Genomic DNA, 20,168 nt, shown 5'->3' with positions numbered 1-20,168 from the left:
CCGGCTAATTTCAGCCGGCTCTGGTTAGATTAAAACGTTATCTGGCGCTATTGGCGTTAGCCACACACTTTAGACCAGCTACCGTCGCTTCCTGGTACGGACGCTGTCCACCAGTTGGCTTGATAGACTTTGCCGTCATTAACGACCTTGTCACCCGTGTTAGCATGGCTTGGATTACCCTGCCAGTCAGTTTGTGGTAAGTCTGGGTAAACACTCAGACCCGTCGTATCACAAGTGCCTGGGTCTGGGTTGCCTGGATCTGTTGGACCGGTAGAACCGGACAGGTCAGCCAAAGGCAAATCACTGTACTCAAACGCGAACGCGTAATCGACACCGTTGATGTTAACGGTGTAGTTAGCGGGACCAGAGATTGGCAGGTAGTAAACCATATCCAATTCATAGCTATCACCTGCTGGCAGTGCTTTCCATGCTGGTAGCGAGAACGCAGCGCGGTGCATGTTACCCTCAAGGCCACCAATGTTGTTAGACTTGGTGTGACCTGAAACAATCACTTTCAGACCGCCACCAGACTGATCTTTTGCGTTGTCCGGCGAAGAGGTTGGAATGTCGAATTGGAATTCCGTTCCGCCCGGCAAATCAGTGCCAGTGTTGTTGGTGAAGGTGATCTTAGGGTTGATTGGGTAATTCTGATCGCCTACTTTGAAACCACCGATTGAAACAGTGATATCCACAGCTTCCAATGGCATTGGGTTATCAGACAGCTTGTTACCGTATGGGGTGGCCGCCGCGAACTTGTCGTAGATCGCTTTGGTCATAGTGTTACCCATGTGGAATTCACCGTTGCCCGTCTTACATGCATTTTCCGTGTCATCGACGTTCGTTGTACGGTTACCGTTTGCGTCGAACAGGTAGCAGTTATAGTCACCTGCTAATTCCCAGAACATTACGCCGCCGATACCTTTGTCGATGATGTAGTCAGATTTCACGCTGACAGACGCTTCATCTTCGGTAGACAGGAAGACTTTCTTCTCTGCGTTCCATAACCAAGGTGCAACTGCAACGCTGTCGTAGTTACGCTCGTAGGTGCCTGTCAATACGTCCTGTGGGTCGTTCGCGGGGTCAAGCTTATATGCGGTCGCGTACGAACCAAAGATACCGTTTTCAAGGTTCTTTGCGTGCCACATTGGGTTGGAGCCTGCACCCATTTCGTTGCCTTTAGGATCGGTATCGTGCCACATGTTGTCGATACCCACAGCGCCGTTACCACAATTGTTCTTCTCGCCTTCACCTGTGCCCGCTAAACACTCAGCTTGGTTTGGAAGGGCGGCTTTGCCCCACAGACCATTCTCGCCACCGGCGACATCTTGCCAACCACGGGTGTAATACGGCACACCAATGTTGATACGACCAGCAGGCATAGAACCACGGAAGTAGTGGTATGCCCAGTCAGTGTTCAGATAGCCCATGCCGCCATACTGGCTAGTGCCATAGACATTCCATGCAGCGAGTTCTGAATCTTTACCTGTATCGTACAATGCTGAGTTGTGACCAACGTGGTCATTCCAAGCACCATGCAAGTCGTAAGACATGATGTTGACGTAATCGAGGTACTTAGTGACATCGAAGGTTTCCATGCCACGCAGCAAGTAACCTGATGACGGCGACGCAATGGTCAACATGTAGTGAAAATTGTCATCAACCGATGCCTGATCGAGTTTCTCACGCAGTACGCGCATCAGCTCTTGATAAGACGCCCATAGATACGCACGACGCGGCTCCATGAAGTTTTTGTCATCTGGGTTGCCCGCACCTGCCATAGAGGTTGGGTATTCGTAATCGATATCCACACCGTCAAATTTGTACTTACGGATCATTTCAACGGCTGAGGTAGCGAATTTTTCGATGCCTGCATGGTTGATAGAACCGTCAGCATTGGTGGTCATGGTGTAGAAACCGCCGTCTGCGACACGATTACCGTCTGTGCCAAAGTGACCGCCTGTTTCCGCCCAACCACCGATTGAGATCAGTGTTTTAACGTCATGTTTTTTCTTGTAAGTAGCGAGTGCACCGAAGTGGCCTTTGAAGCCGAGTGTAGGATCTATTTCAACGCCAGGCCATTCTTTACCAACAGCGGCGTTTGTTGGGTCGTTAACATCACCAATATTCACGTTGCCGTCGGAGCCAATGCTCACGAACGCATAGTTGATATGGGTGAGTTGTTCCCATGGAATATCGTTAACCAGGTAAGAGGCTTGCGGGTCATCACCCGAACGCCAGCTTGTGAAGTAACCAATAATTCGACGAGGGTGGTCGACACCCATATCTTCACGGCCATCTGCGTCATAAATCGTACAGTAAGGAACGTTAAGTCCCGCTGTTTGATAGAGACCTTCAGGGCGACAGTTTGAAACGGTTGGCGTGCCAGTAACGCTGACGCTAATTAGAGCAGAATCGGTTGATGCGCCTTTGTCATCTGTCGCTTTTGCATAGACAGAAACTGAACCGGCTTTGTCTGTCATCCAATCAAACGTGTACGGTGCCGTATCAGCCGAACCTTTCAATTGGCCGGCGACGTAGAAATCAACTTTCGCGATTGTGCCATCTGCATCGGCGGCATCCGCTGTTAGTGTGACGACGGCACCTTGGTCAACGGCTGTTGCTGACGTTGCAACTGAAACAGTTGGTGCTTCATTGCCAGGATCAACAGTGCCTGCGTCGACAGTCACGCTGAGCGTTGTTGATTCAGTGATGGCACCTTTATCATCGGTTGCTTTAACCGTGATCGTGTGGGCACCTTCAGCGGCAGTCCAGTTTACAGAGTAGGGAGAAGAAGTGTCTGAACCGACTGACGCGCCATCAACGAAGAATTCGACTTTAGTAACAGAGCCATCAGTATCTGCTGCGGCAGCACTTAGCGCGACCACGTCACCGCTAGTGATCTTATCGGTTGCAGTCGGAGAAACCAGCGATGTGGTAGGTGCTTGGTTTTCTGGTGGAGTCACTGAACCGCCAGTATCGCACTGATCAATTTCTTTCCATTCTTTGTAAGAGCCAGATGACGTTATGGGGTCGTTACCCATTGTCCACCAGTTGGCCGTGTAGACTTTGTTATCTTGCTGAACAGTAGAGCCACCGCCATAAGCAACGTCGCCTTTCCATTCTTGAATTGTTGAGCAATCAGTTGCTGCTTGCGCGTTGAAAGCAAACATACACGCGACGGCGACTGCCGACAGCGTGAAGCCTTTGCTCTTGCGTGTCACATCCATTGGAATTACCTCGAAAAAATTAACTGGCTATTGATCTATTTGTAATTAACGCAACTTAAATTGCGTACTAAATAAAGTAGTGGAGTTGCAGTTTTGAGACACGGCTGTTTTCGTCAGAGTTAGATCTCTAGTCAGTATCTGTGATGAAAAGCTTTTCTCTCTTGGTAGTGACTCACAATTTTAACTGACACATATTCAGTGAATTCATGAAATCTGTGCAGTGAATGTTTGGCGGGCAATACCGTATGCTAGACCAATGTCTAATGAGGATTGTCGACAGTTTGGGTTGAAAAATGCACAATTTGCGGTTAATAATTAACCCATAGAGAAATGTTGTCGACAATGTGTGGTGTTATGCGAGCAACTTATTAAACCCATTGTCGACACCAAAGGAATTGCACAATGAAGGATGTCACCAAATCAGAAGGGATGACGGAATGGCTAATTGAAGCCATTGTCAGCGGAAAATTTGCGTCGGGAAGCAAGATTTCGGAACCAGAATTATCTCGTGAGCTTGGCGTGAGTCGTGGGCCTTTACGAGAAGCCATGATGCGTTTGGAAGCCATGGGCTTAGTCGAGCGCATTCCTCATGTTGGCGCACGAGTGGTTGCGATAAGTGCGGCACAACTTTCCGATATTTACGCGGTGCGAGAAGCATTAGAGGGCATGGCAATTCGACAAGCCTGTACCCATATCACTGCGCGTGAACTGGATGCGTTGAAACATCTTCTTCATCGCCACCAACAGCACATCGACGATGTAGATGGCGCGACCTATTTTCATCAACAGGGCGACTTTGACTTTCATTATCGAATTATTCAAGCCAGCCGAAACAATAAATTAATCAGTTTGTTATGCGATGAACTTTACCATTTGGTGCGCATGTATCGTACCCAATCAACGCGAACCCAATCCCGGCCAGAACGCGCATTAAATGAGCATGTTCAAATCTTAAATGCATTAGAAGAAAGGGATGCAGAACTGGCGGAAATGCTGATGCGAAGACATATCCGACGAAGCGGCGAATTGGCAGCGCAGCAACTAAATTCAGACAGGGAGAAAGCCTCATGAGCGCAGGGAAGAAATTCCGCGATGCAGTCGTAAACGGCAGACCGTTGCAAGTGATGGGCACGATCAACGCGTATACCGCGATGTTGGCAGAACAAACCGGACACCAAGCTATTTATCTTTCTGGTGGTGGTGTCGCAAACGCCTCTTTTGGTTTGCCTGACTTAGGGATCACCACGCTTAACGACGTACTCGAAGACGCGCGTCGTATTACGGATGCATCTCGCCTTCCATTGCTGGTGGACATTGATACTGGATTCGGGGGGGCATTCAGCATTGCTCGCACGGTGCGTGAAATGGAACGAGCGGGTGTGGCGGCGGTGCATCTTGAAGATCAGGTTTCACAAAAACGCTGTGGGCATCGACCCAACAAAGCCATCGTAAGCCAAGCTGAAATGATTGACCGCGTCAAAGCGGCAGTAGATGCAAGAACGGACCCGCATTTCGTCATCATGGCGCGTACCGATGCACTGGCGGTTGAGGGGTTAGACTCTGCCTTGGAACGTGCTCAAGCTTGTGTTGAAGCCGGTGCGGACATGATTTTCCCAGAAGCCATTAATACCCTCGAACAATACAAGATTTTCACGCAAGCGCTTAACGTCCCTGTGCTGGCAAACATTACGGAATTTGGTCAAACGCCTCTGTTCTCGGTCAGTGAATTGGACGAAGTTGGGGTTGATCTCGTGCTGTATCCGCTCTCAGCATTTCGTGCCATGAATCAGGCGGCACTTAACGTTTATCAGCAAGTGAAAGCCGATGGTCATCAACGCAATGTTGTCGACACGATGCAGACGCGTGATGAGTTGTATCACTACCTCGGTTACCACAATTACGAACAGCAGCTCGACAACCTGTTTGCTGAGAAAGAATGAGTTCGCTTTGAAATAGAAACGCTGAAACAGAAAGCTTGAAGCACAAAGATGAAAAAAGACATTGAAGCAGAAAAAGCAGTAGGGAAACACATAAAAACAATGAATTAGTCGACGACAAGGAGCATACCATGACGGACAAAAACAAGCCGTTGAGCGGAGAAGGACTACGGGGTCAAAGTGCGGGCAGCACGGCTTTGTGTACGGTCGGAAAATCGGGCACGGGATTAACCTACCGAGGTTACGACATTACGGATCTTGCTAATCACGCTGAGTTTGAGGAAGTCGCGTATCTCCTGTTGAAAGGCAAGCTACCGAACGCGCAAGAATTGAAAGATTACAAGCAAACCTTGGTCCACAAAAGGGGCTTACCTTCGGCTTTGTGTCGCGTACTAGAAAGTATTCCTGCTGATGCTCACCCCATGGATGTGATGCGCACCGGTTGCTCCATGTTGGGTAACCTTGATACCGAATTGGATTTCTCAGAGCAGTCAGACAAATCCGACACCATTCTCGCGCACCTTCCCGCCATGATTTGCTATTGGTATCGCTTCTCACATGATGGCGTACGCATTGATACCGCCGCGAGCGATCAAAACAGCATTGCGGGCTATTTCCTCGACATGTTGTCTGACGACACGCCATCTGATCTGCATATCCGCGTCATGCATTGCTCGTTAGTTTTGTACGCTGAACATGAATTCAATGCGTCCACCTTTGCAGCTCGGGTGTGTGCTTCTACCTTGTCGGATATTCATTCGTGCGTGACTGCCGCCATTGGCACCTTACGTGGGCCGTTGCATGGCGGCGCGAACGAGGCCGCAATGGCGATGATTGAAAACTGGACCACACCCGATCAAGCAGAAACCACGCTAATGGGAATGCTGGCGAACAAAGAAAAAGTGATGGGGTTTGGGCACGCGATTTATCGTGAGTCCGACCCGAGAAACGCGCTGATAAAAGCATGGTCAAAACAGCTGTCTGAGTCTTCGTCTGAAGCGGCATTGTATGACGTATCGGAGCGTGTCGAGCAGGTAATGAAACGTGAAAAAGATCTGTTCCCTAACGCTGATTTCTTCCATGCCTCGGCGTATCACTTCATGGGGATCCCCATCAAGCTATTCACGCCCATATTTGTGATGAGCCGCGTTACAGGCTGGTGTGCTCATGTCTTTGAGCAACGTGCCAACAACCGAATTATTAGACCAAGTGCGGACTACATTGGGCCAGAGCATCAAGACTGGTTGCCAATCGAAAAACGCCAATAAGTGATTAAGGAAAGGAATCTAAACATGTCAATGAATGTCGATGTAAACCAGCGTCCCGAGCCTGATGCACTGCTACAAACCATTGCCGATTATGTGTGCGATAAAGAGATCACTTCTACGGAGGCGTACAACACCGCGCGCAATTGCCTGATCGATACCCTTGGGTGCGGGTTGTTAGCGTTACGCTTTCCAGAGTGCACTAAGCATATGGGACCACTGGTTCCGGGCACAACAGTAAGAAACGGTGCGCGCGTGCCGGGCACTTCCCATGAACTCGATCCGATCACAGCTGCATTTAACATCGGCTGCATGATTCGCTGGCTGGATTTTAACGATACTTGGCTCGCCGCCGAGTGGGGACACCCATCAGATAACCTGGGCGGCATTCTTGCCACCGCAGATTATCTTAGCCGTATTGCTGTGTCAGAAGGTAAACCTGCTTTGACCATGCACGACGTGCTAACGGCGATGATTAAAGCCCATGAAATTCAAGGTGTGTTGGCACTAGAAAACAGCTACAACCGCGTTGGTTTTGATCACGTCCTTTTGGTGCGTGTTGCGTCGACAGGCGTGGTTACACGAATGTTGGGTGGTAACCGCGATCAAGTCATTGATGCATTGTCACAAGCGTGGGTGGATGGTTGTTCGCTGCGTACTTATCGTCATGCTCCGAATGCGGGTTCTCGTAAATCATGGGCAGCGGGCGATGCGACCTCGCGTGCGGTTCGATTGGCCATGATCACCATGAAAGGTGAAATGGGCTTACCGTCTGTACTGACCGCTAAGAAGTGGGGCTTTTATGATGTGCTGTTCAAAGGTGAATCATTCCGCGTGAACCAGCCTTTTGATGCCTATGTGATGGAAAATGTTCTGTTTAAGATTTCATTCCCTGCGGAATTTCATGCACAAACGGCAGTGGAATGTGCCGTGACCTTGCACCCGCAAGTGGTGAGTCGCCTCGATGAGATTGATCGTATTGAAGTGACCACGCATGAGTCTGCGATTCGTATTATCTCCAAAGTGGGCGATTTGGCGAACCCCGCCGATCGCGACCATTGCTTGCAATACATGCTTGCTGTGCCTTTGATTCACGGCGATTTAGTGGCCGAGCATTATGAAGACAGTTTTCACCGAGGCGACAGCCGAATTGATGCGCTGCGCGAGAAAATGACGATTGTTGAAGACACGCGCTACAGCGAAGAATATCTCGACCCAGAGAAACGTTCGATTGCGAATGCGGTACAGGTTTTCTTCACTGATGGGTCGTCGACCGAGAAGGTAGAAGTGAAATATCCGATTGGTCATCGTCGTCGCCGTGAAGAAGGGATCCCTGTGCTTGAGGATAAATTCAAACGTAACCTCCTCACGCGTTTTCCGGCGGCGCAAGCAAATAAGATTTATACGCTTTGTTTAGATCAAAACACCTTGATGAAGACGCCGGTAAATACCTTTATGGAGATGTTTACCATTAATTAGTGTTTCATCAACAAGCCAACATAAGGCTTGAGAAACAGCAGTTACTTGGCAGTAAGCAACGACATCCGCTTGCTGCCAAGCTTTTTTACCTGACTGAGTGCCATTGGCGACTCAAACCTGCAGGTAGAGAAGCAAAACCTCAGCAAGAGGCAAGGAGCATGACAATGTCAGCCTATCAAAACGCCTATCAGCAATCCGTCGCCAGCCCAGATACTTTCTGGTTGCAACAAGCAAGGAATATTCAGTGGTTCACACCACCAACTGTCGCACTGGAAAATGATGCCAACGGCATTGAACGTTGGTTTCCTGATGGTGAGCTTAATACATCGTATCTCGCGCTCGATTATCACGTCGAGAACGGACGCGGCGATCAGACGGCGTTGATCTATGACTCGCCAGTCACCGGTAAAAAAGCGCAATACAGCTATGCAGTGCTTCGTGATCAAGTGGCCAAGTGTGCGGGTATGTTGGCAGCCCTTGGTGTGACCAAAGGGGATCGTGTTGTTATCTACATGCCCATGATCCCGCAAGCCGCTATTTCAATGCTGGCCTGTGCGCGACTAGGTGCTATTCATTCGGTGGTATTTGGCGGCTTTGCGCCGAATGAGCTGGCCGTTAGGCTAGAAGATGCGGAACCCAAAGTGTTGCTGACTGCATCGTGTGGCATCGAAGTGTGCAAAGTGATCCCTTATAAGCCGATGGTCGACCAAGCAGTAATGGACAGTCGTTGGAAGCCCGACAAAGTGGTGGTTTATCAACGGCCCGAACAACCTGCTGCACTAGACCATGAGCGTGATGCAGATTGGGCGACCTTATTTGAACGTGCCTCGCCGCATGACTGCGTTCCCGTTAATTCAACCGATCCTTTATATATTCTTTATACATCGGGAACTACCGGAAAGCCAAAGGGTGTGGTTCGAGACAATGGCGGTCATGCTGTCGCCATGAAATACAGCATGTCGACCGTGTATAACATGGAACCGGGAGAAGTGTTTTGGGCGGCTTCTGATGTCGGTTGGGTGGTGGGGCATTCCTACATTGTTTACGCGCCGCTGATTCATGGTTGCACCAGCATTATGTTTGAAGGAAAGCCCGTGCGAACGCCAGATCCTGCCGCGTTTTGGCGTGTTTGTGATGAATACAATGTCTCGGTATTGTTTTCTGCACCCACGGCGTTTCGTGCAATCAAAAAAGAAGATCCAGACGGTAAGCTGATTGGTGACTATCCGATGGCATCGCTTCGCACGATTTTCATGGCGGGTGAGCGTTTAGACCCGCCCACGTTGGAATGGGTGGAGCTTCACACTGGACGTCCGGTTGTTGATCATTGGTGGCAAACAGAAACGGGCTGGGCGATTTCCTGCAACCCCATTGGTTTGGAAAGCTTCATGACGAAACCAGGGTCATCAACCAAACCAACGCCTGGTTTCAATGTGCAAATTTTGAATGAGCTAGGCCAGCCTGCCGAAACAAATCAACAAGGATTTATTGCCATCAAACGACCATTGCCACCGAGTTGTCTGTCGACGGTATGGCGGAATCATGACCGATTTGAATCAGGCTATTTACAACAGTTTCCCGGTTACTACGTGTCTGGGGATGGCGGTTATGTGGATGAAGACGGCTATTTGTTTGTCATGGGGCGCATTGACGACGTGATCAATGTGTCAGGCCATCGTTTATCGACGGGAGAAATGGAAGAAGTCGTGGGTGCGCATGAAGCCGTTGCTGAGTGTGCTGTTGTGGGTGTTTATGACGAAATCAAAGGCCAGTTACCATTGGGTTTGGTGGTACTCAAAGACGGGTATTACTCGCATGACGGCGATATTGAAAAAGCATTGGTAGCCAAAGTGCGTAGTGAAATTGGCCCTGTTGCTTGTTTTCAACGTGCGATTGTCGTCGACCGATTGCCAAAAACACGCTCTGGAAAAATTCTGCGTCGTATTATCCGTCAGATTGCGGACGGTGAAAGTTATTCGGTGCCTTCAACCATTGATGATCCCGCCAGCCTTGATGATATTAGCCACGTTTTATCCGGACATTAACGCATTAACTGAAAGATTAAGTTAGCGCGGAATGGGGATAGGCAGAAAAAACAAGCAGGCCACCTAACTCGGTGGCCTGTTCTCAATGTTATTGGGTGTTCACGTAGGCTTTAAAGCGTGCTTTTGCTTCTGGGCTCGCTTTCTCGAACCAGTAGTGCAGCTGATAATCTATTTCGTCTATTGATTTGCTACCCACCACGACATGAGAGGTGCGTGATACCGTCGTCGATGGTACTGCAGTCAGTTGCAATGAAGCTGGTGCATCGGTTTGATTGAAGCGTGAAAGCTCGGCCAAATAGTCACGACTTAACTGAAAGCCGCTTTTCATTAGTTTATTTTGTTCAAACGCAATGGATGAATTTGTTTCATCAACGAGCTTAAAATTTGGGTTGTCGTTAAATGCCCGAGCCTGACGTTTGTTCTTGTGCTTTGGAAAAGCAAAATAAACATCTTTGTCATTGGCATCAAATGTCACAACCAGTACATCAGATTTGATGAAAGAGATGTCTTTACCTTCTTCGAAGCTTTCAACATAGCGAAACGCGACTTGTTGTGTCCCGTTTTCCAGTATTACCGGCTCTTGTTTTCCAAACATAGAAGACTTGTGTGATTGGCCGTTGTAAGTCAAAAGTTCAACATTGTTGTTAGCGTGAAGTGTCACTTCCGCAGCCACTGACAATGGCAGCATCGCTGCAAGTACAGACGCGAGAAACAGGTTTCTTCTCATTGTGATCCCTTAAATCTAAAAATGGGCCCACACAAAAGTGGTGGGCCAAATAGTGGTTATTTTACGTGACAGGCGAAACCTTTCAGATAGAAGCCTTCTGGGTAAGCACTATCGAGAGGGTGATCTGCGGCTTGTTCAAAACGTTCAATAAATTGAACCTGACGTTGAGCATCAAGCGCTGCGTCAGCAAGAATTTTTTGGAACAGCGCGTTGTCCATCAAACCTGAGCAAGAATAGGTAAGCAGCGTGCCACCCGGTTTCAGGATTTGCATCGCCACCATGTTGATGTCTTTGTAACCACGACATGCACCATTTAGCTGAGATTTTGACTCTGCAAACTTAGGTGGGTCCATGATGACAACGTCAAAGCGCTCGCCACGGTCACGGTATTCGCGTAGCAATTTAAACACGTCTGCATTCACAAACTGCGCTTTTGACAGGTCATAGCCGTTTATTTCAGCATTGGCTTTCGCAATGTCTAGCGCAGGCTGAGACACGTCAACATTGATAACTTCTGACGCGCCGCCTTTTAGGGCATACAGGCCAAAGCCTCCGGTGTAACAGAAGCAGTTCAGCACGCGTTTACCGTTGATGTATTTCACGGAAGCTTCGCGGCTATCACGTTGGTCAAGGTAGAAGCCTGTTTTGTGTCCACCAACGATATCAACACTGATCTTCACGCCGTTTTCTTCAATCACCAAAGAAGCAGGTGGCATGTCGCCATGCAGCACGCCTGTGCGCTCTTTCAAGCCTTCTTTCTTACGGACTGATACGTCTGAACGTTCGTAGATGCTGCACTCAGGGTGAAGTGCGACGAGTGCATCAACGAGGTTTTGCTTTTGTGCTTCAGCGCCTGCGCTGAGTAACTGGCAAACCATGAAGTCTTGATAGCGGTCAATGGTGATACCTGGGAGGCCATCAGATTCAGCCGCAATCAAACGGTAGCCCGTTAGGCCATCTCGAACGGCGAGTGTGTCACGTAGGCCTTGTGCTTCTTGAAGGCGTTTTTTGAAGAATTCGACGTCGATTTCTTCTTGCTCAAACGACCAGACTCGCACGCGGATCTGAGAATTAGGAGAAAATGCGCCACGCGCTAGCCATTGGCCTTGATGATCATAAACATCCACTGTTTGACCGAGAGCGGGTTTGCCCTCTACACGCTGAATACCACGTGAGAAAATCCATGGGTGGCGACGGCGTAGTGATTTTTCACGGCCTTTAACCAGATAAACAGACGGATTCATTGGTTTTTCCTAAATTCAGATGTCTGACTCACTGCAACAGCATACAGCGGCCTATAAATTGGGGGTGTATTGTCAGAGAAGAAGGGCAAGAATGCAAACAGCCGCAGGCTCTGCGGCTGTTTTTTAGTAAAGTTATTCGGTACGCAAGCCGTCAACAAGAGATGTCAGGCTAGTGGATTGCTTTTGCAAGTCAGTCACGTCTTTTGCTGTTTGCTGAATCATCTCGCTAACTTGCCATGCTTGTTGGCGCACACGCTCGACGTCAGACGAAATGGTGCCTGCAACGCTGCCTTGTTGGTTTGCAGCTGTTGCAATTTCAGTGCTTCGGTCTGTAATACGCTGACTACGCTCCGAAATGTGACCAATCTCAAGGTCGATGTTCTTCATCAAGGATTCACTTGCCGCTGCATTATCGACGGTGCCTTGCATGACGCCTCGAAGGTGCGCGGTGTTGCTTTCTAGGTCTTGAATCATTCGCTGGATTTCAACGGTCGCTTGTTGCGTGCGACCTGCCAGTGTGCGGACTTCATCGGCAACAACAGCAAAACCACGACCTTGTTCGCCAGCGCGTGCGGCTTCAATAGCGGCGTTCAATGCAAGCAGATTGGTTTGTTCTGAAATGGCACTGATAGTCGAAACCATACTACCAATCTCATTGGAATTCTGCTCCAGTGAGGAGACTGCTTTTGAGGCCGCTTCAATTTCGGCACTCAGTGCTTGAATGGCATGCAGGGTTTGGTTGACCTGTTGGCGGCTTTGTTCTGACGCTTCACCAGCAACCATAATTTCCCCTGACGTTTGCTCAGCGTGCGTTGCAACGTCACGGATAGAACCTGCCATTTCTTCAGTCGCACTGGCTAATGAATCAAGGTAAGTACGTTGCTCAGTTGAAAGATTTTCACTTTCAGTGCTGCGATGACCCAAATCTGCAGAAAGCTGCCCCATTAGGTTAGATGCATTCTTAATGGCTTTGACTAGGCTTTGTTCGCGATCGGCAACATTGTCGACAGTGGTCGCGATGATGCTAAATTCATCTCTTACGGGGAAGAAATTCATACGACTGGTAAGGTCGCCGTCTAGCATGCGTTGAAGTGCGGTGTTCATGGTGTACATTGCGCCGCCAATGAAGCTAGAGACATAGTGCGATGCCATGAGTCCAAGAATAAACAGGGCGGCCATGATGCTGAGTGAACTTGTACTCATGTGAGACCAAAAACTGCTGTCTAGCACTTGGTATGTGGTCTGAGAAGACTGGCCCCATTTGTTGTTTGACTGGGTTGCATTTACGCCAGTGGCGGCGATGATTGAAGCCGCTTCATCAGCGCTGACATCGTAGTGAGACAACACGGCGTTTAACGCTGCGCTATGTTTGTCTTGAACGTCGGCCATTTGCGAGGTTGATGCTGAATGGAATACAACACCAGTGGCAATGGTCAGCGAAAACATGAACACGTAAAGGAAATGAAATTTTCCTTTTAGGCTGAGTCGGATGAGGTATTGGTCAATCCAACGGAACGGCGTTTCTTTCATCTTGAATAAATCCTACAGCTTGAGGTTACTCGGGTAGGGGGATATTACACTGTTGCATACGGTAAAAACCAATCATAGGAGTGTGACATATGTCTCAAATATGTATCAAGGCCGGTGTCTCTGGGCGGGTTCAGGGGGTTGGGTTTCGGTTTCACACTGCCCACGAAGGATTGAAGCTGTCTTTATCCGGTTTTGCGCGAAATGAAACTGATGGCACAGTGACCGTATTAATGTGCGGCGATGAGAAAAATATCAACGCGCTTTTGGTGTGGTTGGAGCATGGCCCTCAGACGGCCAATGTGACTGGAGTGACAAAAGAGCAAGTTGATTGGCATGCGATAGATGGTTTTTCGATTCAGTAAATGTCCGCTAATCACGTTTGTATTGGCCAGTTTATTCTTAATAGACGCACCAAAAAAGAAAAAAAGAGGCGCTGATCAGCGCCTCTTTTTTCAAATGCATTTAACAGGCTTAGGAAGACCCGCAAGCTTGGTAGCTTGTTTCGCTGGCCCTTTAGGAAACAGTTTATATAGATATCGGCTATTGCCTTTTTCTGGGCCGTATTTCTTCTCCATGGACTTCACCAGCATGCGAACAGCAGGAGAAGTGTTGTACTCCTTATAAAACGCTTGTACAAAGTAAACCACTTCCCAGTGCGCTTCAGTCAGCGTAATGTTTTCTTGCTCAGCAAGAAGCGGCACTAGCGCTTCATCCCACTCAGAGAAATTTTTCAAATAACCTTGGGCATCGGTTTCAATTTGCTTGCCGTTTAATTCCAACATGGATTACCTCGTGTTTCGATCGCGCAAAGCATATCGACTTGTGAGAGAGGCTTCAAGATCATGTTATTCGGCAATAGCAAAAAAGAAAAAAGCTCCCGAAGGAGCTTTTCTAAATCATGTTAACGCTGTCCGATTAATCGTCGCCGCCGAAAATGCCAAGCAGTTGCAGCAGGCTCAGGAACAGGTTGTAAATTGCCACATACAGACCAACGGTTGCTGAGATGTAGTTGGTTTCACCACCACGGATGATTGACTGAGTCGTCAGCAAAATCACACCAGTAGAGAACAGAACGAACGCACCGCTAATTGCCACTGAAATCATTGGCATTTGCAGGAAGATGTTTGCAATCATACCGACGATGATCACAACAAAACCTGCCATCAACATACCGTTAAGGAACGACAGGTCACGTTTGGTGGTCAGTGCATAAGCAGAACACGCCATAAAGGTCAGTGCGGTACCGCCCAGTGCCGGTGCAATTGCCCAACCGAGACCAGCGCCTACGTACATGTTTAGGATTGGACCTAAGGTGTAACCCATGAAACCGGTTAGCGCGAAAGTTAGCACTATGCCCATTGAGTTATTTTTGTTCTTTTCGGTTAGGAAAAGTAAGCCGTAGAAACCAACCAAAGTAATGATTATGCCAGGGTATGGCATGTTCATCGCCATTGACACACCAGCAACCAATGCTGACCACACAAGGGTTAGTGACAATAGGAAATAGGTGTTGCGTAACACCTTGTTGGTTGCTAACTGGCTCTCTTGCGAGTACTCGCGAGCAACGAAACGATCATTCATAGCTTTCTCCCGATGGGGTGCAGACATTTATTTCTATACGACATTTATTGCGCCTTTGGCTCAACTTTTCAAGTCACAATTGTCGCATTACTGATAATAAAACAGCTTAGCCTTTGAGAATACTAATATATCCCTCCAGCTAAGCCTGTTTGATCTTGTAAGCAAATGTTAACGAGTGGTTAACCCGAAAGCTATTACTTATTTGCACTCATGTTCTAGTGATGCAAAATCTGACTCAAGAACAACTGAGTTCGGTCAGATTGCGGATTATTGAAGAATTCCTGTGGGACATTTTCTTCAATAATTTCACCTGCATCCATAAAGATAACGCGATCCGCGACCTCTTTTGCAAAGCCCATTTCGTGCGTTACACACAACATAGTCATGCCTTCTTCAGCTAACTCTACCATTACATCCAGCACTTCGCGCACCATTTCTGGATCGAGTGCAGAGGTAGGTTCATCGAAAAGCATCACATTTGGGTTCATGCATAACGAACGCGCAATTGCTACACGCTGCTGCTGACCGCCTGAAAGCTGACCTGGGTATTTACCCGCTTGCTCTGGAATCTTTACGCGCTCCAGAAACTTCATCGCGACTTCTTCCGCTTCATCCTTGGGCATTTTCTTTACCCAAATCGGTGCTAGCGTACAATTCTCCAACACAGTGAGGTGAGGGAAGAGGTTAAAGTGCTGGAAACACATGCCCACTTCTTTTCTCACCAGTTCAATGTTTTTCAAATCGTCGGTTAGCTCAGTACCGCCAACAATAATGGAACCTTGTTGATGTTCTTCAAGACGGTTGATGCAGCGGATCATGGTTGATTTACCTGAACCGGAAGGGCCGCAAATTACGATCTTTTCGCCTTTTGAAACGGAAAGATTAATGTTTTTAAGCACGTGAAACTGACCGTACCATTTATTCACATCGGTCAGTTGGATAACAGGGGCGTCTTGTTGCGTCATAATACTATCCTTGTTCTCTATCGCTTGTGACCAGTGTGGAGTTTGTTTTCAAGATAAATACTGTAGCGGGACATGCCGAAACAGAAAATCCAGAACACCAATGCCACAAACACATAGCTTTCCGTTGCGAAACCTAGCCAATTGGGGTCGGTATTCGCCGACTGACCAATACCCAGCACGTCAAACATACCAATGATAAGGACGAGACTGGTGTCTTTGAACAGCCCAATAAAGGTATTCACAATCGAAGGAATGGTGATTTTCAGTGCCTGAGGCAGAATGATGAATCCCATTTTCTTCCAATAACTGAGGCCTAATGCATCTGCAGCTTCATACTGACCTTTTGGAATCGCCTGCAAACCACCACGCACGACTTCTGCCATGTAGGCAGCCGAGAACATGACGACACCGATCAAAGCGCGAACGAGCTTGTTAGTTTCCGACTCACCAGACATGAACAATGGCAACATAACTGACGCCATGAACAATACGGTAATTAACGGAACACCGCGCCACACTTCGATATACACAGTACATAAACTGCGAATTATCGGCATATCAGAGCGTCGACCCAATGCCAGCATCACGCCAATAGGCAGTGAAACGACAATACCGACAATGGCGATGATCATCGTGATAAGCAGCCCACCCCAAAGGTGAGTTTCCACCTTTGGCAAGCCTGCTACGTCACCGAAAATCAAGAACACAGCCATGAGCGGGAAGGCAACAATGAATAACAGCAGAATCCAACCACGCTTTGGTGTGCGTTCATAGATCAACAGACCGGTGATAATGGCCAAAATCGCATAGAACAACTGAGGACGCCAAAGCTCTTCCTGTGGATAGAAGCCGAACATAAACTGGTCAAAACGTACGTTGATAAATACCCAACATGCGCCTTCTCGCGAACAATCGTCGCGTGATGAGCCGATCCAATCTGCATTAAGGAATGCCCACTCAACAACAGCCCACAATCCTTTCATGGCAAGAAATGCCAAAATCACGGTCATGACTGAGTTGAGAGGCGATGAAAACAAGTTTTTGCGCATCCATCCTACCGCACCAACTGTATTTGGTGGTGCCGGCAAATCTGGTTGAAACTCATGTTTTGCCATGGGTTACCTCTCTACCAGTGCGACTTTGGCGTTGTAGATATTCATTAACAGTGAAGTCAATAAACTCAACGTCAGATAAACACCCATCGTCATTGCAATAATCTCAATGGCTTGCCCTGTTTGGTTGAGCGTTGTGCCTGCAAATACTGAGACCAAATCGGGGTAGCCGATAGCCATCGCCAACGAAGAGTTCTTCGTTAGGTTTAGGTATTGACTGGTGAGTGGAGGAATAATAATTCGCATGGCTTGTGGGATCACCACCAAGCGAAGCGTTCTGTTACGAGGAAGCCCCAACGCCATAGCTGCTTCTGTTTGCCCATGGCTGACGGCGTTAATACCCGAACGCACAATCTCTGCGATAAATGACGCAGTATAAATAGACAGTGCGAGCGTGAGTGCCGCGAGCTCAGGAATAATTGAGAAGCCACCCTGGAAGTTGAAACCTTTCAATTGAGGATATTCCAGTGACACTGGCATGCCTGCGACAAAGAAAGCCAGCAGAGGTAAACCAATGATCGCGGTAATCGATATCGCAAATACTGGCGTTTGTTCGCCTGTTTTTTCTTGTTTCTTCTTCGCAAATCGAGCCAAGCCAAAGCTAAACACCAGGGCGATAACAAGGGCGATTGAAATCAATACTGAACCTTCTTCAAAAACGGGGCGAGTGAAAAACAAACCACGAACGTTTAAGAAGACGGATTCACCCAAGCTTAAGCTCTGCCGAGGAGAGGGCAGGGCTTGCAATACGGCGAAGTACCAGAAAAAGATTTGAAGCAGGAGGGGGATATTTCGAAAGATTTCGATATAAATCGCGGCAAAACGATTCAATAGCCAGTTTCTTGAAAGTCTCGCAATACCAACCAGAAAACCAATAATGGTTGCTAATACAATCCCTAAAACAGAAACCAACGCCGTATTTAATAGACCGACAAAAAATGTTCGACCATACGAGTAGGTTTCATCGTAATCAATGAGCGTTAATCCAATACCAAACCCCGCTTCTTGGCTCATAAAGCCAAACCCTGTTGCAATACCGCGAGCGTCTAAGTTGGTGAGTGCATTATCTACAATGTTGTAAACAAACAATACCAAGGCACAAATTGCAATCGCTTGGAAAACTACAGAGCGAAACGTTGGATTGTATATCAGGCTTTGCTTTTTCTCAGGGCGAGGAGCCGATGAGCTAAGCATATTCTCTTTAGATGCCATACAACCGCACCCCTATCCTTTCACGTTGAAATAAGGGGCACAGATGCTGTGCCCCACAAGTGCTATAAGTAGATAACTACTTAACTTAACGGATAGGTGGCGCGTAGAGGATACCGCCGTCATTCCAAAGGGCATTAACGCCGCGTTGAATGTTAAGCGGAGAGTCGGTACCTACAGTACGTTGGAAGCTCTCATCGTAGTTACCAACTTGCTTGACTACTTGGTAACCCCAATCATCATTCAGACCCAGCCCCTTACCTTTAGGACCATCTTGTCCAAGAATACGGCGGATGTTTGGATCTTTAGATTTCAGCATTTCATCAGCGTTGGCAGAAGTAATGCCAAACTCTTCAGCATTGATCATGGTGTTCAACGTCCACTTAGCAATGTTGAACCAGTTGTCATCGCCTTGGCGAACAACAGGGCCCAAAGGCTCTTTAGAAATGATTTCTGGCAATACCACAGCACTCTTAGGATCCGCCAGTTTGATGCGTGATGCATACAGGCCAGATTGGTCAGTGGTTAAGGTGTCACAACGACCAGACTCAAAACCTTTAACGGTCGCGTCATACGTATCGTAAACAACTGGCTTGAATGAGATTCCGTTAGCACGGAAGTAGTCAGAAAGGTTCAGCTCAGTCGTTGTACCGGATTGAACACAAACTGAAGCGCCATCAAGCTCTAATGCACTGGTCAGGCCGAGGTCTTTTTTCACCATGAAGCCTTGACCATCGTAATAGTTAACGCCAACGAAGTTCAGACCCAAAGTACCGTCACGTTGCAGTGTCCACGTTGTGTTACGAGAAAGAATATCGATTTCGCCTGATTGCAGGGCAGTGAAGCGTTCTTTCGCTGTCAGCGGAACATATTTGACTTTGTTCTTGTCACCCAGAACGGCAGCAGCCATTGCCTGACAGAACTCAACGTCGATACCTTCCCATTGACCTTCTGCATTTGGGTTAGAGAAGCCAGGAAGCCCGGTGCTGACACCACAGCTAACAACGCCAGCCTTTTTGACTTTATCCAAGGTGCTATCCCCTTCGGCACTTGCACCGGTAGAGAAAAGCAGTGCTGAGACAACTGCAAGTCCAAATGTCGACTTTTTAGAAACCATACCTATTAATCCTTTATTGGTTATAACTGGGTCTTACTCATGGACGAGTTACATCTAAGGCAATTAGCCCAACAGTAGTGAGAAACTCGTAAAACCATTTATTAACACTGAAACCGAAATTAACACTCGGTTAACAAATCCAGTATAGGGCCAGATGTCTTGGCTGCAAATTGAACAAGTAAGAGGTGTGACCTAGGCAATGATCTTGGCAAATTTGAGGCATTGTTTAGTATAAAATGTGAAGGCAAGGTGTTTGTAACACATTGTTTTTATGCGACTCGTACAGCATGTGTATCAATGAATATGCAACCTACCGCCATATTGAGCACTTCGGTTTGTTTCTGCGTGTTTCGCAATGACTAGAATATTATGTGCTTTTTGATTAGATGCTTATGCATATGTAAATCTGACAAGACTTTAAATTATTGATAAGCGGTCGAATGTAAATCGCCGTTCGAGCGCGATATGCGCATAGTGGCTTAAATGTGTCCGATTGAACAAAAATGCATAATTAGTGGGTTTACAAAGCGACTTCTGAACATTATTATACGTACCACTCACGGAGAGATGGCTGAGTGGTTTAAAGCACCGGTCTTGAAAACCGGCGAGGGTTTATAGCCCTCCTAGGGTTCAAATCCCTATTTCTCCGCCAAATTTGATAAAGCCCGCTCATTGAGCGGGCTTTTTCGCATCTGGGATCTGCTTGCTATGGTCTCGGGATTTTGAAATC

16 protein-coding genes and 1 tRNA gene are annotated in these 20,168 nt (G+C 47.8%); 7 read left to right on the top strand and 10 right to left on the bottom strand.

Annotation, left to right across the window (positions count from 1 at the left end):
• Nucleotides 1–56: 56 nt before the first annotated feature.
• The gene (locus tag A1OO_RS10820; protein ID WP_017003035.1) at nucleotides 57–3,227 is read right to left on the bottom strand and encodes a chitinase C-terminal domain-containing protein; all 3,171 of its coding nucleotides are present in this window, start codon (nucleotides 3,225–3,227) and stop codon (nucleotides 57–59) included.
• A gap of 402 nt (nucleotides 3,228–3,629) precedes the next feature.
• On the opposite strand from A1OO_RS10820, the gene A1OO_RS10815 reads away from it, so the two are divergent.
• The 5 genes from A1OO_RS10815 (at nucleotide 3,630) to A1OO_RS10795 (ending at nucleotide 9,953) form a co-directional block, all read left to right on the top strand.
• Complete coding sequence (locus tag A1OO_RS10815) at nucleotides 3,630–4,298, top strand: GntR family transcriptional regulator (RefSeq protein WP_016958122.1); 669 nt, start codon at nucleotides 3,630–3,632, stop codon at nucleotides 4,296–4,298.
• Entirely contained in the window at nucleotides 4,295–5,167 is an 873-nt protein-coding gene (prpB, locus tag A1OO_RS10810; RefSeq protein WP_016958121.1) for a methylisocitrate lyase, read from the top strand. The genes A1OO_RS10815 and prpB overlap by 4 nt, the downstream gene beginning before the upstream one ends.
• Nucleotides 5,168–5,295: 128 nt before the next feature.
• Entirely contained in the window at nucleotides 5,296–6,432 is a 1,137-nt protein-coding gene (gene prpC, locus A1OO_RS10805; protein ID WP_017003034.1) for a bifunctional 2-methylcitrate synthase/citrate synthase, read from the top strand.
• A gap of 24 nt (nucleotides 6,433–6,456) precedes the next feature.
• The gene (locus tag A1OO_RS10800) at nucleotides 6,457–7,908 is read left to right on the top strand and encodes a bifunctional 2-methylcitrate dehydratase/aconitate hydratase (protein WP_017003033.1); all 1,452 of its coding nucleotides are present in this window, start codon (nucleotides 6,457–6,459) and stop codon (nucleotides 7,906–7,908) included.
• 89 nt (nucleotides 7,909–7,997) lie between these two features.
• Nucleotides 7,998–9,953, top strand: coding sequence for a propionyl-CoA synthetase (locus A1OO_RS10795; protein WP_277814532.1), 1,956 nt, complete (start codon nucleotides 7,998–8,000; stop codon nucleotides 9,951–9,953).
• A gap of 88 nt (nucleotides 9,954–10,041) precedes the next feature.
• Here A1OO_RS10795 and A1OO_RS10790 read toward each other — a convergent pair whose 3' ends face one another.
• The 3 genes from A1OO_RS10790 to A1OO_RS10780 all read right to left on the bottom strand — a co-directional run bounded on the left by A1OO_RS10790 (nucleotide 10,042) and on the right by A1OO_RS10780 (nucleotide 13,454).
• Nucleotides 10,042–10,680, bottom strand: a complete 639-nt coding sequence (locus A1OO_RS10790) for a YccT family protein (RefSeq protein WP_017003031.1) — start codon at nucleotides 10,678–10,680, stop codon at nucleotides 10,042–10,044.
• A 56-nt stretch (nucleotides 10,681–10,736) separates the two neighbouring features.
• Nucleotides 10,737–11,924, bottom strand: coding sequence for a class I SAM-dependent methyltransferase (locus A1OO_RS10785; RefSeq protein WP_016958116.1), 1,188 nt, complete (start codon nucleotides 11,922–11,924; stop codon nucleotides 10,737–10,739).
• Nucleotides 11,925–12,056: 132 nt separating this feature from the next.
• Complete coding sequence (locus tag A1OO_RS10780; protein ID WP_017003030.1) at nucleotides 12,057–13,454, bottom strand: methyl-accepting chemotaxis protein; 1,398 nt, start codon at nucleotides 13,452–13,454, stop codon at nucleotides 12,057–12,059.
• A gap of 89 nt (nucleotides 13,455–13,543) precedes the next feature.
• Here A1OO_RS10780 and yccX point away from each other — a divergent pair, with 89 nt between their 5' ends.
• Nucleotides 13,544–13,816: an acylphosphatase gene (gene yccX / locus A1OO_RS10775; protein WP_017003029.1), complete on the top strand. Its 273-nt coding sequence runs from the start codon at nucleotides 13,544–13,546 to the stop codon at nucleotides 13,814–13,816.
• Nucleotides 13,817–13,906: 90 nt separating this feature from the next.
• Here yccX and A1OO_RS10770 read toward each other — a convergent pair whose 3' ends face one another.
• The 6 genes from A1OO_RS10770 to A1OO_RS10745 all read right to left on the bottom strand — a co-directional run bounded on the left by A1OO_RS10770 (nucleotide 13,907) and on the right by A1OO_RS10745 (nucleotide 19,438).
• The gene (locus A1OO_RS10770; RefSeq protein ID WP_016958113.1) at nucleotides 13,907–14,236 is read right to left on the bottom strand and encodes a TusE/DsrC/DsvC family sulfur relay protein; all 330 of its coding nucleotides are present in this window, start codon (nucleotides 14,234–14,236) and stop codon (nucleotides 13,907–13,909) included.
• Nucleotides 14,237–14,369: 133 nt separating this feature from the next.
• The gene (locus A1OO_RS10765) at nucleotides 14,370–15,035 is read right to left on the bottom strand and encodes a Bax inhibitor-1/YccA family protein (RefSeq protein WP_016958112.1); all 666 of its coding nucleotides are present in this window, start codon (nucleotides 15,033–15,035) and stop codon (nucleotides 14,370–14,372) included.
• Between the two features lie 215 nt (nucleotides 15,036–15,250).
• On the bottom strand, nucleotides 15,251–16,000 hold the full coding sequence (locus tag A1OO_RS10760) for an amino acid ABC transporter ATP-binding protein (protein ID WP_016958111.1): 750 nt from the start codon (nucleotides 15,998–16,000) through the stop codon (nucleotides 15,251–15,253).
• Nucleotides 16,001–16,017: 17 nt separating this feature from the next.
• Nucleotides 16,018–17,115: an amino acid ABC transporter permease gene (locus A1OO_RS10755; protein WP_016958110.1), complete on the bottom strand. Its 1,098-nt coding sequence runs from the start codon at nucleotides 17,113–17,115 to the stop codon at nucleotides 16,018–16,020.
• 3 nt (nucleotides 17,116–17,118) lie between these two features.
• Nucleotides 17,119–18,324, bottom strand: a complete 1,206-nt coding sequence (locus tag A1OO_RS10750; protein WP_016958109.1) for an amino acid ABC transporter permease — start codon at nucleotides 18,322–18,324, stop codon at nucleotides 17,119–17,121.
• 85 nt (nucleotides 18,325–18,409) lie between these two features.
• Complete coding sequence (locus A1OO_RS10745) at nucleotides 18,410–19,438, bottom strand: amino acid ABC transporter substrate-binding protein (RefSeq protein ID WP_016958108.1); 1,029 nt, start codon at nucleotides 19,436–19,438, stop codon at nucleotides 18,410–18,412.
• Nucleotides 19,439–19,999: 561 nt separating this feature from the next.
• Here A1OO_RS10745 and A1OO_RS10740 point away from each other — a divergent pair.
• A tRNA-Ser gene (locus tag A1OO_RS10740) sits at nucleotides 20,000–20,090 on the top strand.
• Nucleotides 20,091–20,168 lie beyond the last annotated feature (78 nt).

Source organism: Enterovibrio norvegicus FF-33 (genome assembly GCF_000286835.2).
Lineage (GTDB): Bacteria > Pseudomonadota > Gammaproteobacteria > Enterobacterales > Vibrionaceae > Enterovibrio > Enterovibrio norvegicus_A.
Note: the sequence above shows the minus strand (reverse complement) of the source record. Positions and strands in the feature narration are given on the sequence as shown.